At 53.4% G+C, this 16,106-nt stretch carries 13 protein-coding genes; 7 read left to right on the forward strand and 6 right to left on the reverse strand.

Annotated features, from left to right (window positions below; translation table 11 throughout):
- Window positions 1-257: 257 nt before the first annotated feature.
- On the reverse strand, window positions 258-1,889 hold the full coding sequence (gene mqo / locus JQR90_RS19910; RefSeq protein WP_010798923.1) for a malate dehydrogenase (quinone): 1,632 nt from the start codon (window positions 1,887-1,889) through the stop codon (window positions 258-260).
- 781 nt (window positions 1,890-2,670) lie between these two features.
- Between mqo and JQR90_RS19915 the strand changes: the two genes are divergently transcribed.
- The 6 genes from JQR90_RS19915 (at window position 2,671) to JQR90_RS19940 (ending at window position 9,949) form a co-directional block, all read left to right on the forward strand.
- Window positions 2,671-3,825 (forward strand): mandelate racemase family protein, encoded by a 1,155-nt coding sequence (locus tag JQR90_RS19915; protein ID WP_037031186.1) that lies wholly within the window; start codon window positions 2,671-2,673, stop codon window positions 3,823-3,825.
- A 67-nt stretch (window positions 3,826-3,892) separates the two neighbouring features.
- The gene (locus tag JQR90_RS19920) at window positions 3,893-4,156 is read left to right on the forward strand and encodes a hypothetical protein (protein WP_010798925.1); all 264 of its coding nucleotides are present in this window, start codon (window positions 3,893-3,895) and stop codon (window positions 4,154-4,156) included.
- A 153-nt stretch (window positions 4,157-4,309) separates the two neighbouring features.
- On the forward strand, window positions 4,310-5,044 hold the full coding sequence (locus JQR90_RS19925; RefSeq protein WP_010798926.1) for an oligogalacturonate-specific porin KdgM family protein: 735 nt from the start codon (window positions 4,310-4,312) through the stop codon (window positions 5,042-5,044).
- Between the two features lie 184 nt (window positions 5,045-5,228).
- Entirely contained in the window at window positions 5,229-6,791 is a 1,563-nt protein-coding gene (locus tag JQR90_RS19930) for an MFS transporter (protein ID WP_122043879.1), read from the forward strand.
- Window positions 6,792-6,924: 133 nt separating this feature from the next.
- A complete protein-coding gene (locus JQR90_RS19935) occupies window positions 6,925-8,655 on the forward strand; it encodes a sodium:solute symporter family transporter (RefSeq protein WP_010798928.1) in 1,731 nt (576 codons plus the stop codon).
- 127 nt (window positions 8,656-8,782) lie between these two features.
- Window positions 8,783-9,949: an oligogalacturonate lyase family protein gene (locus JQR90_RS19940; protein WP_010798929.1), complete on the forward strand. Its 1,167-nt coding sequence runs from the start codon at window positions 8,783-8,785 to the stop codon at window positions 9,947-9,949.
- A gap of 41 nt (window positions 9,950-9,990) precedes the next feature.
- Here the strand turns inward: JQR90_RS19940 and JQR90_RS19945 are convergent, their stop codons facing one another.
- Window positions 9,991-10,725, reverse strand: coding sequence for a FadR/GntR family transcriptional regulator (locus tag JQR90_RS19945; protein WP_019364554.1), 735 nt, complete (start codon window positions 10,723-10,725; stop codon window positions 9,991-9,993).
- Between the two features lie 332 nt (window positions 10,726-11,057).
- On the opposite strand from JQR90_RS19945, the gene JQR90_RS19950 reads away from it, so the two are divergent.
- Window positions 11,058-12,029, forward strand: coding sequence for a dienelactone hydrolase family protein (locus JQR90_RS19950; protein ID WP_434140906.1), 972 nt, complete (start codon window positions 11,058-11,060; stop codon window positions 12,027-12,029).
- A gap of 40 nt (window positions 12,030-12,069) precedes the next feature.
- Here JQR90_RS19950 and JQR90_RS19955 read toward each other — a convergent pair whose 3' ends face one another.
- The 4 genes from JQR90_RS19955 to JQR90_RS19970 form a co-directional block, all read right to left on the reverse strand.
- Window positions 12,070-12,633, reverse strand: a complete 564-nt coding sequence (locus JQR90_RS19955; protein WP_010798932.1) for a DedA family protein — start codon at window positions 12,631-12,633, stop codon at window positions 12,070-12,072.
- A gap of 338 nt (window positions 12,634-12,971) precedes the next feature.
- Window positions 12,972-13,607 carry a DUF6348 family protein gene (locus JQR90_RS19960; protein ID WP_010798933.1) on the reverse strand — a complete coding sequence of 212 codons (636 nt, stop codon included), beginning with the start codon at window positions 13,605-13,607 and terminating at the stop codon, window positions 12,972-12,974.
- A gap of 257 nt (window positions 13,608-13,864) precedes the next feature.
- Window positions 13,865-15,589 (reverse strand): ubiquinone-dependent pyruvate dehydrogenase, encoded by a 1,725-nt coding sequence (gene poxB / locus JQR90_RS19965; protein WP_010798934.1) that lies wholly within the window; start codon window positions 15,587-15,589, stop codon window positions 13,865-13,867.
- Between the two features lie 214 nt (window positions 15,590-15,803).
- Complete coding sequence (locus JQR90_RS19970; RefSeq protein WP_434140908.1) at window positions 15,804-16,049, reverse strand: hypothetical protein; 246 nt, start codon at window positions 16,047-16,049, stop codon at window positions 15,804-15,806.
- Window positions 16,050-16,106 lie beyond the last annotated feature (57 nt).

Here is a 16,106-nt window from a genome sequence, read left to right on the forward strand (position 1 = left end):
TCATTCATCTTTCGTCTTACCAAGCTTGTATCTGCATCTCGTTAAAGACTTCAAGTAAGGTTTTCAAGATGAGCGAAGACGATATCGAGTTCATTGCTTCCTGGCTGGGACTCATTCTTTTTGCGCGGATTGTACTATTCAGTCTGGGCTATGGTTGATGGCCCTAACGCTAGGCGGAATGCGCCATGAAGACGCTTGCAGACGGACATAAAAAACGGCACCCGAAGGTGCCGTCTTAACCAAGGTAAACGAGCTGTTTAAAGCGCAGCCGTTTTTGCCTCAGTCGGCTGATTTTCTTTAGCCTTGTTTTCAGACGCTGCCTGCTGGGTAGCGGTAGCATCTTTAAGCTGGAGTACACCAGCTGTGTAGCTGCGGACTTCCTTGATCAGCGGAGCATTGTTATCCAGCGACTGACCGTAGGATGGAATGATTTCCTTAAGCTTGCTCTGCCATTCTGGCGTCGCAACCTTGTCCTTGAATACTTTTTCCATCAGATGAAGCATGATGGGCGCAGCAGTCGAAGCACCTGGCGAGGCACCTAGCAGCGCAGCAACGGAACCGTCCTGTGCGGAAACCACTTCGGTACCAAACTGCAATATGCCATTGCCGTTCGCATCTTTCTTGATGATCTGTACGCGCTGGCCGGCGGTCCAGAGCTTCCAGTCTTCCTTGCGAGCGTTCGGGTAGTAGTCCTTCAGCGCAGCGAAGCGGTCTTCATCAGACTGCATCAACTGACCAACCAGGTATTTGACCAGATCGAAGTTGTCCATTCCCACCTGCATCATGGGCCAGGTGTTGTTGCTGGTCATGGAATGCATGAGGTCCATCAGCGAGCCGTTCTTCAGAAACTTGGTCGAGAAGGTTGCGAACGGTCCGAACAGAATGACGCGCTTGCCATCCAGCGTACGGCTATCAATGTGCGGCACCGACATGGGCGGCGAGCCCACAGATGCCAGGCCGTAGGCTTTTACCTCGTGACGTTTGGCGATTTCCTGATTTTCAGTTACCAGGAACTGGCCGCCAACTGGGAAACCGGCATAGCCATTGGCTTCAGGAATACCTGTTTTCTGCAGCAGCATCAGAGAAGCGCCGCCTGCACCAATGAAGACGAAGCGGGTGTTTACCGAGGTTTCCTTGCCGCCATTGGCCAGGTCTGCAACGGTTACTTTCCAGGTGTTATCGGGGTTGCGCTTGATATCGCGTACTTCGCTGTTCACTGAAAGCTTGAACTGCGAATGATTTCCCAGCGAACCTACCAGCTGGCGAGTGATTTCACCAAAGTTTACGTCAGTCCCTGCCGGCATCCAGGTCGCTGCCACTTTCTGCGCAGGGTCACGACCTTCCATGATCAGCGGTGCCCACTGCTTGATCTGGCTGTGGTCTTCCGAGTACTGCATGCCCGCATACAGCGCGTTTTTCTGCATGGCTTCATAACGCTTGTGCAGGTAGTTGACGTTGTCGTCACCCCAGACAAAGCTCATGTGCGGCGTGGTATTGATGAACGATCTGGGGTTCTTCAATACACCGTTCTTGACCTGGAAAGACCAGAACTGACGGGAAATCTCAAAGCCTTCAGTAATCTTCGGAGGCTTGGTGACATCGATGGTGCCGTCCTTGAGTTCGGGCGTATAGTTCATTTCCGCGAAGGCAGAATGGCCCGTTCCGGCATTGTTCCAGCCGTTGGAGCTTTCTTCGGCTACCTTGTCCAGACGCTCGTACATGTTGATCGTCCAGGTGGGCTCAAGCTCTTCCAGGTAGGTAGCCAGGGTAGCGCTCATGATACCGCCGCCGATCAGCACAACATCGACAGGAGCATTATCGTCGGCCCAGCTGTATCCGGACATCGCGAACATGCTGGAGCACAGAGCAGCGAGAACACGCTTTTTCATGCAAATTTTCTCTAGTTAGGCATACAAGCAAATGAAATCAGATAGCGCTGTCTTATCGGCCATCTACACATTTGCTTGAGTAGGCAAGGCACACTTCTTTTTGAATCTGTAACGCATCAAGTCGAATGAAAGGTCGGGTCGATTCGACATGAAACACGCGTACAGCCAAAAAAATTCAAGGTCCGGATCAAGAGGTGGCAGGACATCCACTCGAAAATGTCACTACATTGCGTTGGGTGTAGCGGATACATCATGAGAGGTTTATCTGGGCGCTCAGTGAAACGTGTCCAGTAGAATATCGCGAAAAAGCCGCGACGGAAAGTCACACCTTAAAGTTCCGGTCAATAAGACTAAAGTTTAATGTCTGGCAGGAAGTCGGCAGGACATTATCATCGACACGTGCAGGTCGTCCGGTATTGCTCTGCTCGTTCTGTCCTCCCTCCTGTACCAGCCTGCAATCAACACCTAGGCTTCCTATCCTCGCGTGGTAAGACGACCATGTTGTCTTCTGCAGGAGACGCTGACCGGTCAGTCATCACCTTTTCAGATTTGAAAAAATAAATTACTTGATCTGCTTATAAGCTTACTGAGGTTACATATCCGCCAGGATTAGCCTTTTAGAGCCTATTTGGCGTCATTTTTCAATTCTATTAAAGTCTCAAGCTGGAAGCTGTAGCCTCCTTGACAAAATAGCGCTCAAGAAAAATACTGTGTCACGTGGTATGACGACATACCGGAAATTGCTCCAAAAAGAACAATAGTCATGGACAGCCTTCCTCTTATGAATATCTCCCGTGTCAGTGTCGATGTGTTTTCCTATCCCACTCGCCGTGCTGTCGATAGCGCAGGGCATTCCCATCCGGGAGATGAAGTCCAGGCCCGTATGGCATTGTTGAAGATCACCACGGAGGACGGTTGCGAAGGTTATGCCTTTGGCGCTCCGGAACTGCTTCGCCCATACATCATTGACAATTTTGTACGCAAGGTACTGGTTGGACAGAACGCGCTTGATCGTGAACGACTCTGGCAGGATCTGGCGCATTGGCAGCGGGGAAGTGCAGGTCAACTTACCGACCGCAGCCTGGCCCTGGTGGAGCAAGCGCTCTGGGATTGGGCTGGCCGCAAGTTCCAGGTCCCAGTCTACAAGCTGTTGGGTGGCTACCGAGACAAGGTCTTGGCCTATGGTTCTACCATGTGTGGCGATGATTTGCCGGATGGCCTGTCAACACCTGACGAATATGCGCGTTTTGCCGAAAAGCTCGTAGCCCGTGGTTACAAGGGTATCAAGCTGCATACCTGGATGCCGCCCATCTCCTTCGCACCCGATGCCAAGATGGACGTAAAAGCTTGTGCCGCTGTACGTGAAGCAGTAGGCCCGGATATTGCCCTGATGCTTGATGGCTACCACTGGTACAACCGTACTGATGCCCTCTACATCGGACGTGAAATTGAAAAGCTGGATTTTGCCTGGTTTGAAGAGCCTATGATGGAGGAGTCCGCAGAGTCGTATGCCTGGCTGGCTGAAAACCTCACCATTCCTGTATTGGGGCCTGAAAGCCTGGGCGGCAAGTATCACAGCCGCGCGGGATGGGTGAGTGGAAAGTCCTGTGACATTCTACGCGCCGGGGTAGCTGGCGTAGGCGGTATTGGCCCATGCGTCAAAGTCGCTCACCTGGCTGAGGCGTTCGGATTGGATTGTGAAGTTCATGGTAATGGTGCACCCAATCTGGCTGTCGTGGGTGGAATCAAGAACTGCTCCTGGTACGAGCGCGGGCTATTGCATCCGTTCTTGGAGTATGACGACGTACCTGCCTATCTCAACAGTATCGTCGACCCCATGGACAAGGACGGTTACGTCCACCTGCCTGACCGTCCTGGCCTGGGTGAGGACATCAACTTTGCCTATATCGAAGCCCATATCGTGAGCCAGCACTGATCCACGGTTGTGCCTGGGCTAATCATGCCCAGGCAGGTCTTGAACAATTATAAAAAAGGACTGAGCTATGAACCTGAACACCTTTCGCCTCTCGCATGTCTTCTTCGAGTGCCTGGCCCGTATCTCCAGGCGAGTACCGGAACTGTATAACCTGGGGCTGGCTGGTACAGCGCACATTCATGCTCAGTCCTCCTCGTGCATCGCCTCGATACCCTGCCGTATCAACCGGCTACAGGCTTTCCGCTCCTGTTCTCTTGTTGCTCTGCCATTACCTCTGGCGATGACCGGCCGATGTAATGGTCGGCGCGGCTGGGCCAAAAGTCCTGCCTAAGCGCCGCTGGCAGGCCTGGCTTGCCGTTCGCGTGTTAACCATCTGAACCAATCGTGCCGCCGAATAGATCGGGAGCCGTACACCCCTGAATGCCGGGCTGTTACCGCTTAAGCCTATTCAATCTCTCTGTACGTTATTAACAAGAATAAGATCATGAAGATAACAATAAAGACGCTAGCTGTTGCGACCTCTCTGGGAATCACCGTTTTGGCAGGCAATGCTCAGGCTGCCGATTCGGGTTATATCAACTATCGGCACCAGTATCTGGAAGACTCGAAGCTTCACTCTGATCGCGTTCTGATCGGTATACGTCTGGACAATGGACTCGGTTTCGAAGGGGAACTGAAGTACAAGACCGGAGGCAGCCGTAAGGACGTCGCGTTTGATAACACCGTAGGGGATGGTCACGAATTTACGGCTGATTATCGATACTCCCTCACTCCTCAATGGACGATTGCACCCTTTATAAGTTTGGTTGCAGTGGAAAACGCAACGACTTATCGAACCGGCGCGCGCCTGGGTTACAAGGTAAACAACCAGTGGACAATCAGCGGACGCTATCGCTATGAGGCTCGCAAGCTGGATCGCAACCAGATCGACGAGTCCGTGCCTGATAGAGCCAAGCGTGACCAGCACGTTCATCGCTTCGATGGCTGGCTGGGCTATGCCCCGGGCGGGAAATGGTCATACGAATATAACTTGGTTTATTTCAAGGCCGACTATACCCGTTATAACGGTAAGAAAAATGATTATGAACAGGCATTGGCTTTTAAATATAAATTGGATAAACGCTGGCAACCGTTCTTCGAAGTAGGTGATGTAAAAGTTAACTCTACTGATAGTGATCGCCAAATGCGCTTACGTGTAGGGGTGCATTACAGCTTTTAAAAAGTAATCGCTATAAAACGCAAAATAAATAATCGTGAAGTTGCAATGAAGATGATTTGAAATACAGACCCACGGGTTTGCATCTCAAGTAACTCATTGACGTTGCCTTCATTCGTGCTTCTGAAACAACAAGAACATCATTTCAGAACAACGAAGTCATGTTCTCTTTTATTCGGTGAATAATATGAGAAGCGATACTGCTGGGCACCACGTAGGGCGGAAAATCACGCTAAGGCATCAATTGGCGTATGGAGGAGGCAACTTACTGGGTAGCGGAGCACTTGCTATCAGCGGCGCCTGGTTATTGTATTTTTATACGACGTTCTGTGGTCTATCGATGATCCAAGCGTCACTGATCTTTTCCATTGCAACCGTTATCGATGCAATCAGTAATCCTTTGATGGGTTATCTCACCGATAACTTCGGTAATACCTGGCTGGGCAGGCGTTTTGGACGTCGCCGCTTTTTCCTGTTGATTGGCGTACCGCTGATGGTGTTCTACCCACTACTTTGGGTGGAGGGATTCGGCTTTTGGTATTACCTCAGCACATATGTAATTTTTGAGCTGATCTATACCTCCATCATGGTCCCCTATGAAACCCTGGCGACCGAGATGACGGACGACTTCGCTGTTCGTTCGAAGCTGACAGGTTATAAGGCTATCTTCGGAAAGATTGCCAACTTTCTGGCCGCCTTCATCCCCGGCCAATACATCCTGATCTATGGAAAGAACTCCGCTGAGCCATTTTTCCTGACTGGATTAACCTACGGCGCGATTCTCATGGGTGCAGTGGCCTGTCTGTATTTCTCAACATGGGAACGCAGTAGCGAAGAAACCCAGATCCGCAAGGCCAAGCAATCCTTGGGCCGTACGCTGCTGTCACTGGTGCAGGACACGTACTCGACCTTTGCGCTGAGGATTTTCCGTAAGCACCTTGGCATGTATCTGTTTGGATTTGGCGCAGAGTGGCTGTTTGCTACGGTATTCACGTACTTCGTGATCTTTGTTTTGCAGTACGACCCAACTATCGTTGCAGGACTCAACAGCTTGAGTTCGATCATGCAGCTGTTCTCCACCGCACTTTTCATAGCGTTTTGTGTAAAGTGGGGCTTCAGTAAGCCGTACATTCTTGCCTTGTCCGTCGTGATGTTTGCCGTTGGCTGCTACAGCCTGTTGCACTTCTTTGACCTGCCAACCCATGTCGCCACCATTGCGATCTTCACTATCACCGTTATTTTCGGTATCGGCACGGGCGGCGTGTATTACATCCCGTGGACGGTCTATACCTTCCTGGCGGATGTGGACGAAATCTATACCGGCCGTCGTCGCGAGGGCATCTATGCAGGTTCGATGACGTTCTGCGGCAAGATCGTCCGCTCCATCATTGTCTTCATTATGGGGGCTATCCTGAGCTACTACGGGTTCCAGTCCAAGGCTCAGACCCAGCCGGAAACGGCTGTGACGGCCATCGCCCTGGTGTTCTGTATCGGTGTTGTCAGTCTTGCCTTGATCGCAATCGTCTATAGCACGCAGATGCGTCTGAACCGTCAGACGCACAAAGTGGTCCTGGATGAAGTGGCTCGTGTGAAGGCAGGTGGCAACCCTATGGACATCAAGCCTGATGCCCGTGCGGTGATTGAAGATCTGGTAGGACATCCTTACGAAGAGTGCTGGGGTAACAATGCACTCTGCAGGAAGATGCAGATTACGCCAGAATTCGCACCAACGCCCAAGACAGCCATGTAACCGCTATGGCACCGGTACTCAGTGCCGGTGCCTGCTTACTCTCCTGACAAGGCATTCGCCCGCCATAAAAAGACTATTCCGCTTGGTGGGCCGAAATGTAAACAGTGCTGATCCTTGCAACTGGACTGTCTAGATGAATGCTTTGGATATCACCGTTATTGCTCTGTATCTGCTGTTCATCGTATGGGCAGCCTGGTGCTTTCGTCGTTACGCACAGAGCAGCAGTCAGTTCATCAATGGCGGTGGTTCCATGCCCTGGTGGATGGCCGGGGCGACTGCCTTTATGACGCAGTTCAGCGCTTGGACGTTTACCGGCGCAGCAGGAAAGGCCTTTACCGATGGCTTTCCCGTTCTGGTCCTGTTCTGGGGCAATGCTCTGGGATTTTTCATCGCCTGTCTGTTCTTTGCGGCACGTTACCGCAAGCTTCGGGTTGAAACCTCGATGCAGGTGATTGCCCTGCGTTTTGGCAAGCCGACCGAGCAACTCTTTACTTGGCTGCAGTTCCCGCTCTCAACCCTTACGGCCGCCATCTGGCTTAATGGATTAGCCTACATCCTCGCCTCGATGACCGGCTTTGGCATGGTACCGACCCTGCTCATCACCGGTACGGTCATTACCTTCATTTCCGCCAGTGGCGGTGCCTGGACAGTCAACGCAACCAACGTCATCCAGCTGGTTCTGATCTTGGCAATTACCCTGGTAACCGGTTGCTTTGCGCTATACACAGGCGGTGGACCAGGCAATATCGTCGAGCGCTTTCCCGTGGATTTTTGGCAGGGGCACGACATGAATTTGTGGCAGATCCTGTTGTTCTGGATTGCCATGATCCTGATGCAGCAGGTGCTGTCGACCAACAACGCGATTACCTGCTATCGCTTTCTGGTTACTCGAAACGAGCATGAGGCTCGGCGGGCAGCCTTTCTGGCCGGGGTTCTTTTTGTGGTCGGCCCTGTCCTATGGTTTATTCCGCCGTGGGTAGCCGCCACGCAAGGTGCAGATCTTGTGGGGCAGTACCCTCAACTGGGCGAGCAGGCAGGAAACGCGGCCTATCTCTACTTTGTTCAACAGGCAATGCCAGCCGGTACGGTCGGGCTTACATTAGCCGCGATGGTGGCTGCGACCATTGCTCCCATGAGCACTGCGCTCAATCGCAATGCGGGGATCTTTATTCGTAATGTTTATCAGCGTCCTGCCCATGGGGAGGCCCACTTGCTTGCCATGGGCCGCTGGGTGACGCTGCTCAATGGCGCCCTGGCCACCCTGACAGCGTGGTGGATGGCCGAGCAGGAAGGCATAGGGTTCTTCGAGCTGGCAATGATGGTCAGCTCCCTGTTTCTTCTGCCCCTTTCCATTCCTGCTCTGTTGGCTGTGGTCGTACGACAGACCCCGGATTGGGCGGGTTGGAGTACGGTGCTGGTCGGCGCAGCGGTATCGCTGATCTTTTATATTGGCTTCAACCCCGTGGCGCTTCCTGCGTGGTTGGGTGCGTATACGCTCACCGAACGTGAGGCGAGCGATCTGAAGTTTGGGGTGACGGTTCTGGCGCATGTGGTTTTCACGGGTGGTTTTTTTATCGGGACCCGCGTCTGGTATAGCCCTACCCGTAACACCGAGAGGCGGCAACAGCTCACGCTATTCTTTCGCAATATGTATCGCCCCCTGCAGCCCGATGAGATTGCCTGCGTCGATCCTTCCCAAGCCAGGAGGCTAGGCGCCCTGGTAACAGGTATGGGGCTGCTTTTACTTCCGCTTCTGCTATTGGCTGAGGCTCCCCAGGGGCGCTGGTTGCATGCCGCTATTGTAGGAACGGTACTGATATCAGGATTAGCACTGCGACATTGGGCAGGCAGTAGTAGAACATAAGCAGATAATAAGTGTTTAACGCTCATAATTAAGACTTCGTTATCGATAGCGAAGAGGGCGAATCCATATTGTTGAGCAACTCATAAACAGTCCAATAGAACATCATTGAAAACAACAGAGGTGTGTTATGGCAAAGGGTTCCCATATTGAACTGGATTACCATACGTATAGTGATGAAGGTACTGGTGCTGAAGTAACACGCCTTACACCCACCGATACAGTGTGTCACCGGAACTATTTTTATCAGAAATGTTTTACCAATGATGGTACCAAGCTGTTATTTGCAGCCGAGTTTGATAATAACCGTAATTATTATCTACTTGATATTCAGAAAAAACAGGCGGTACAGCTAACGGAAGGCGCTGGTGATAATACTTTTGGCGGCTTTTTATCTCAGGATGACCATTATCTCTATTATGTGAAAAACGAGCATCAGTTACGCCGTGTGGAGTTGGCAACGCTGGAGGAAACAACGGTCTATCAGGTAGCCGATGATTGGGTTGGGTATGGTACATGGGTAGCGAACAGCGCCTGCACCAGCCTGGTTGGAATCGAGATTGCCCGCTCGGACTGGACGCCGCTGACCGACTGGGAAGTGTTCCGGACATTCTTTACCAGTAACCCCCGTTGCCGGCTGATTCGCGTCGATTTGGGCACAGGAGAGGCTCGTGTCGTTCACGAAAACACGATCTGGCTCGGGCATCCCATTTATCGCCCCTATCACGATCATACTGTTGCGTTCTGTCATGAAGGTCCTCATGACATGGTGGATGCCCGGATGTGGCTGGTCGATGAGGACGGCTCCAATGTACGCAAGGTGCGGGAGCAGAAGCCGGGGGAGAGTTGTACCCACGAGTTCTGGGTGCCGGATGGCTCCGCCATGATCTATGTCATCTATCCAAAGGGCCAGCAGGCGCGGCAGATCTGGCGATTTGATCCCGACACCGAAACCAATGAGATGCTGATGGAGATGCCGGCCTGCTCGCACCTGATGAGCAATGAAGACGGCACGATGCTGGTAGGTGACGGTTCCGGTACGCCTGTCGATGTAAAGGACACTCAGGGGTATACAATCGAGAACGACCCCTGGCTTTATGTCTTCGACGTGAAACGCCAGCAAACTGCGCGCCTGGCTGCGCACAATAGCTCCTGGCGGGTACTGGATGGCGACAGACAGGTGACCCATCCACATCCATCGTTCACGCCGGATAATCGCAAGGTGTTATTCAGCTCTGATTTCGAAGGCAAGCCCGCCGTGTATCTGGCAACGCTGCCCGACACGTTGTTTACCTGATTGACATGTCATGCCCAGCCAGTGGCTGGGCATGAGGGCCCTTACTCGTAAAGTGTATGGCGAGCCTCGTGAGCCTGATAGAGGCGTACACGACTGTTGCTTAAATGCAGGTACATGGCCGCCCGTGCCGAATCAGGGCTCTGCAGCGCAATGGCGCTGTAGATTTTTTCATGTTCGCGATACACCAGATCAAGATACGCGACGCGATCCTTCTGAGCGGCATAGGCCGAATTCATCTTGGTACGTGGAATGAGCTTTGTACCCAGATGCTTCATGATGTCGAACATATAGGCGTTGCCGGATGCCTTGGCAATGCGCAGATGAAACTGTGAGTCCGCATGGATGGCAATGCCTGTTTTCGGGCCACTGTCTTTCATGGAAAGCAGGGCCAGCTCGATCTCCTTGAGCTCCTGCGGGCTGCGATTCTGTGCTGCCAGCCCAGCCGCCTCGACTTCCAGGCTCATGCGCAGCTCCAGCAGACTCAACACATCCTGCAGCGTGGAAATGGTTTCTGGTCCCAATTGCAGAGTAGGCGGAGGCGGCATATCAACAATAAAGGTGCCGACACTGCGGCGTGTTTCGACCAGACCCGCCGCTTGCAGTCGCAGCAGCGCTTCTCGCACCACGCTGCGACTGAATCCTTCGCTACTGGAAATTTCCAGTTCCGAAGGCAATTTTTCTCCCCGCTTGAAAACCCCATCGCGAATGTATTGCGACAAACGGGCAACCAGTTCTTCAGCTAGACGTTTTGGCTTTTGGGAAGGCCTGTCGATCATAAAGGGCTCATTTGTTTTTCTGGGCTCGATGACTTCCGCAGCAAGCATACACATTTCGGCTGATCCGCTCAGAAGAAAAGCATGGCAAACCGAACACCTTTGTGTGCCGTTGTGCAAGGAAGATGGCTTTCGATGCCATTGAGCTTTGATGCCTGAAACATGCCTGAAGGCACGTTGGAATCAGAGCGATCTGCGTCACATGAAAATTGATGGTCTCGGTTACTGACTGATCAGTCAGGCTGCTCGGACCGTAAGGCAGAGCAGGGTATAAACCTACCGGGTTGTTTTGTTATGGTCAGGTACAAGCCATAGCCATAAGCGAGACAACAAGAATGAAACGTTCCGCCCTTGCCACCCTGGCGGTACTTGGAAGTCTGGTGGCAGTTGCCCAGGCCCAGGAGCACTCGGATATTCCCGCGCGCCAGGAGTTTTATGCCTATGCCTCCCAGACCCTGAGTGATACCCAATTTCTTACCGGGCAGTCAGGCAGGCCTGTCACCTTAACTGCCGGATTGAGCCTGCCAGCTGGGGAGGGGCCGTTTCCGGCGGTCATTCTCCAACATGGCTCCGGTGGTATTGGCGATAACATTGCCTATTGGCAGCGCACCCTTAACCAGCAGGGAATCGCCACGTTTGTGCTCGATGGATTCACCGGCCGCGAGCTGATCAGTACCGGTAAGGACCAAGCTCAGCTGGGACGGCTCAATTTCATTCTGGATGAATACCGAGCCTTGGCGCTGTTGGCCAGTCAGCCTCGTATCGATGCCTCCCGTATCGTATTGATGGGCTTCTCTCGAGGCGGCCAGGCGTCGCTTTATGCCAGTCTTGCTCGCTTCCAGAAGGAATGGATGGCGGGAGACGCCCGCTTCGCGGCCTATATTGCCTTCTATCCTGACTGCTCCATTTCCTTCAAGGATGAAGACAAGGTGGTAAACAAACCCATTCGGGTCTTTCATGGCGAGGCAGATGACTACGATCCCTTGTCCCGGTGCACTCCTTACCTGGATCGCCTGGCCAAGGCAGGCGCCGATGTAAAGGTGTTTCGCTATCCTGAGGCCCACCATGGTTTCGACAGTCCTGCCTCTCAGCCTGTACGTGTAGCACAAGGCAGTCAGACGGTACGGGCATGCCAGATTGTCGAGGGTGAGCAGGGCGCGCTGATCAATGAGGAAACGGGGGAGCCGTTCCGCTATACCGACGCCTGCGTCGCGCATGATCCCCATGTAGGGCCCAATGCCGATGCCACACGGCAAGCCACAGAGGATGTATTGGCGTTTCTGAAAAACGTATTGGATAAACCGTAAAACGAATTACCCAGCCTCTTGCCAAGGCTGGGTGACAGGATCAGGCGTGGCGACGCCGACGGACGAACCAGATTGCGGCAACGATAGCCAGTAAGGTGGCGGCTATTCCTGCCAGCCATAGTCCGGCATGTGGCTGGGTTGCAAAAAGCCGTTGCACGAACTCTCCCACACCGTAGCCAATACTGACCATGATGGTTGCCCAGAGAAAGGCGCCAACGATATTCAGTGGTACGAAGCGTCTGGCAGGGATGCCGCTGGTGCCGATGATGATTGGGCCAATGGTTCTGAAGCCATACGCAAACCGCGTCCCGATTACCCATAGCGATGGATAGCGCTGAATCAGTTGGCGTGCTCGCTCGATTCGGTGCTGATGACGGTGAAACTTCTTCAGGACGGGATCGCCATATCGCCTTCCGATGAAGAAGAGGAACTGATCACTGATCATTGCGCCAATGGCCGTCATCAGGATGGTCAGGAAAAAATTCAGATAACCATGGCGGGCAGCCACACCTGCCAATATGGCCAAGCCGTCGCCTTCGATAAGCGGCCCGACCATGACGGCCAGGTAGCCGTAGTGGGTTATCCATTCGTTCGGTTCAAGCATGTTGCGGTCCTGATAATCCAGGTATTGTCTCAAAAACAATACCGTCCAGGCGTTGGTCGCGCGTACCAGGCCTCGTTGAGATAGCGATCCGGGAATTTTGGCATAACCGCGTTTCGAAAGGGCAAATGAACCCTCTGCGTATCGCTATACGAAAGGATTTCGCAAACGGATCGCCATTTTGCCAAGCTAGCTAGAGAGTTACTGGCACCTGATCAAGGGAAGCACCGTTGATGATCACTTAGCGAGATCCTTGATGGCTTACAGGTATGATTCACCGATACTGCCGATAGCGCCAAAGCGGTTCATTGAATAAACCGCTCTGGCGCTAGGCTGTTGAGTTAGACTGCCCGCAGCACCACGAAATTGCGTACGCTGAAGTAACCATCGTCACGGCTCCACGGAAGCGCCTGCAGGTTCGAAGCACCTTCTTCCCAATGAATATTGTCACTGAGTGCCTCAAAGCGGTGCTCCTGGTTGTAGTTGCAGAAGAACGTACGAAACCAGTGGGTGTTGCCTTTCAACGGCATGTTTTGAATGGTGGTATGAATCGACGGCACCAGATTCTCCGGCAGCTCGCTGGTGCTTCCTTTGGCGGCGCGGATTCCGAGGTTGCCTACATAGGCCCGGTAGCGGCGCTCATTGATCAGCCAGTTTTCAACCGAAACGTGTTCGGCTGCATCGACTTCCCAGAACGCTGCCAACAAGACATGCAATGAGTTGGCGATAAAGTTTTCGAAGGCATTTGCCAGCCCCTCATCACCCTCACCGATACCTGCAAAAATCTCTTCGACCAGCACGCCCTCTTCGACCATCACATGAATATCCAGGCGCCCGCTGCCTTCGCCGGGATACCAGCGGGCACGTATGGCCGGGAGCTGATTGTTGGGCGCTACCCAGCCATCATATACAGCACCGGTCAGGCCGTGTTTTTCCAGAATCAGTTTGAGTGCGTCGGTTGGGTTCAAGGTCGTCATAGGAGTAGCCGTCAGTAAATAAGGAAGAGCATGCCGAGTTTGCCGGGGCTCAGAACTGACGAGAGTCAATAGGCCGGGCCGCAGAGTAAAACCTGCCGGCGATCACGCGTGGCTCATAAAGGCGCGGATCATAGGGAGCGCAGCGGCAATGAGCAATCCAAATGCCTTTACATTATTGGATCTGAGTTCTCGCTCATCTTTTGAAACATTCAAGTTCACCACACGGTGTGCGTGGTGAACTTTTTTGCACAGCGGCGCTAGCGCACCAGATTGGTACGTGCCAGCTCCAAGACTTCATCGCCACGGCCATTCATAACCGCTCGTAACAGATAAAGGCTGAAGCCTTTGGCCTGCTCGAGCTTGATGGCGGGCGGCATGGCAAGCTCCTGCGTAGCCGTCACGACATCGACCAGTACCGGGCCGTCATGGGCCAGGGCCTCCCGTAAAGCAAGTTCCAGCTGTTCGGCGCTGTCGACACGAATTCCCTTGACGCCCATCGCATTGGCCATCGCAGCAAAATCCGGGTTCTGCAACTGGGTACCAGTATCCAGATAACCGCTGGCTTTCATTTCCATGGCGACAAAGCCCAATGTGGCATTGTCATAAACCACCACTTTGACCGGTAGACCCAGTTGGGCCAGCGAGATGAAATCACCCATGAGCATGGCGAAACCACCGTCACCGGACATCGAGATAACCTGGCGCGTGGGATAAGCTGCCTGAGCCCCTATCGCCTGAGGCATGGCATTGGCCATGGAGCCATGATTGAACGAGCCGATCAGGCGGCGTTTGCCGTTCATTTTCAGATATCGGGCAGCCCATACCGTTGGGGTTCCGACGTCTGCCGTGAAAATGGCATCCTCATCCGCCAGCTCACTCAGGATCCGGGTCAGGTACTGCGGATGAATAGGTCGACCGGGTTGGGAGGGTTTGGCCAGATCATCCAGTCCCTCACGAGCCTTGGCATAGTGCTTGAGCGAATCTTCGAGGAAGTGCCGATCGGTACGACGCTCCAGTCGTGGCAAAAGCTCACGAATGGTTTCGCCTACATCGGCGGCGATTCCCAAGTCCAGGGCGGTTCGGCGGCCTAATGCCTGAGGGTTGATGTCGACCTGTACAATCTTGGCATTGGTTGGGTAGAACTGACGATAGGGAAAATCAGTGCCGAGCAAAATCAGCGTGTCACAATTGAGCATCGCATGGTAGCCGGAACTGAAGCCGATCAGGCCCGTCATGCCAACGTCGAACGGATTATCCCATTCGACATGCTCTTTACCCCGTAACGCATGAACGACAGGTGCACCGAGCGTATCGGCCAGCGCAACGACTTCGTCGTGGTAGCCCGCACAGCCGCTACCGCACATCAATGTCACGGCTTTGCTATCCGCGAGCAGGGTGGCGAGTCTGTTGATATCCTGCTCCGAAGGCATCAGGCGAGGCGGATTGAGAACCGGCCAGGCGGTCTTCCCGACGTCCCCTTCCAGCAGCGCCACATCGCCGGGAATCACGATGACCGCAACGCCGCGCTGGAGGATGGCGGCCCGCATGGCACGATGCAGGACTTCGGGCATTTGTGCCGGGTTACTGACGAGCTCAACGAAATGACTGCATTCCTTGAAAAGCTCCTGAGGATGGGTTTCCTGAAAGTAGGAAAGACCAATTTCCGATGAGGGAATGTGCGCAGCGATTGCCAGAACCGGTACGTGGTTTCGGTGGCAATCATAAAGTCCGTTGATCAGATGCAGGTTGCCTGGCCCACAACTGCCTGCACATACCGCCAGCTTGCCCGTAGCTGCTGCTTCCGCCCCGGCCGCAAAGGCTGCGGTTTCCTCGTGGCGTACATGCATCCAGTCAATGGTTTCCATCTTGCGCAAGGCATCGTTCAGGCCATTCAGACTGTCTCCGGTGACGCCCCAGATACGCTGTACGCCTGCCTGCTCCAGTGTGGTAGCCAACTGCTGGGCAATGGTGATCTTAGCCATAACGATTCGTCCTTTGACAAAGTAAATGATCGATGGCTCAAGGCAGCATAGGACGTGGCTGGGTTCGGTTTAACGCCAGGGATTGCAGCCATCCAGATGATGAGATAGCGATGCTGCAAACAAGTACGCTCTAGATCAGCCTGCCATCGAAGCTCTTTCGAAGCAGGCGTTCCAGGCTAAGTTCAATCGATTTCTGGAGGAAGATAGGGCAGGACTAACCCTTGGCGGATTGAATGGCGTCCAGCAGGGCTTGGTCAGACGTCTTGTCAATCCATGCTTCAGGCAAGCTCACGCGTACTGACTGCTCACCACCACTAGGCGTACATACCACGGTAACGTTGCCTTCGGAATCTTTGGTAAGACTCTTGGCCGCTTTGGCCGTTTTCTGGCTTCCTCCCGAGAAAGCCTCTACACAGGTCCACGTGGTATTGCCTTCGTCCTGAACGGTGCGTTGTTTCATGGTGTCACTCTATCGACTGCCTGCACGGCGTTACGCTATAGACGTAGCGCGCATGGT

The sequence above is a fragment of the Pseudomonas sp. JZ114 genome (assembly GCF_051027705.1).
GTDB lineage: Bacteria > Pseudomonadota > Gammaproteobacteria > Pseudomonadales > Pseudomonadaceae > Chryseomonas > Chryseomonas luteola.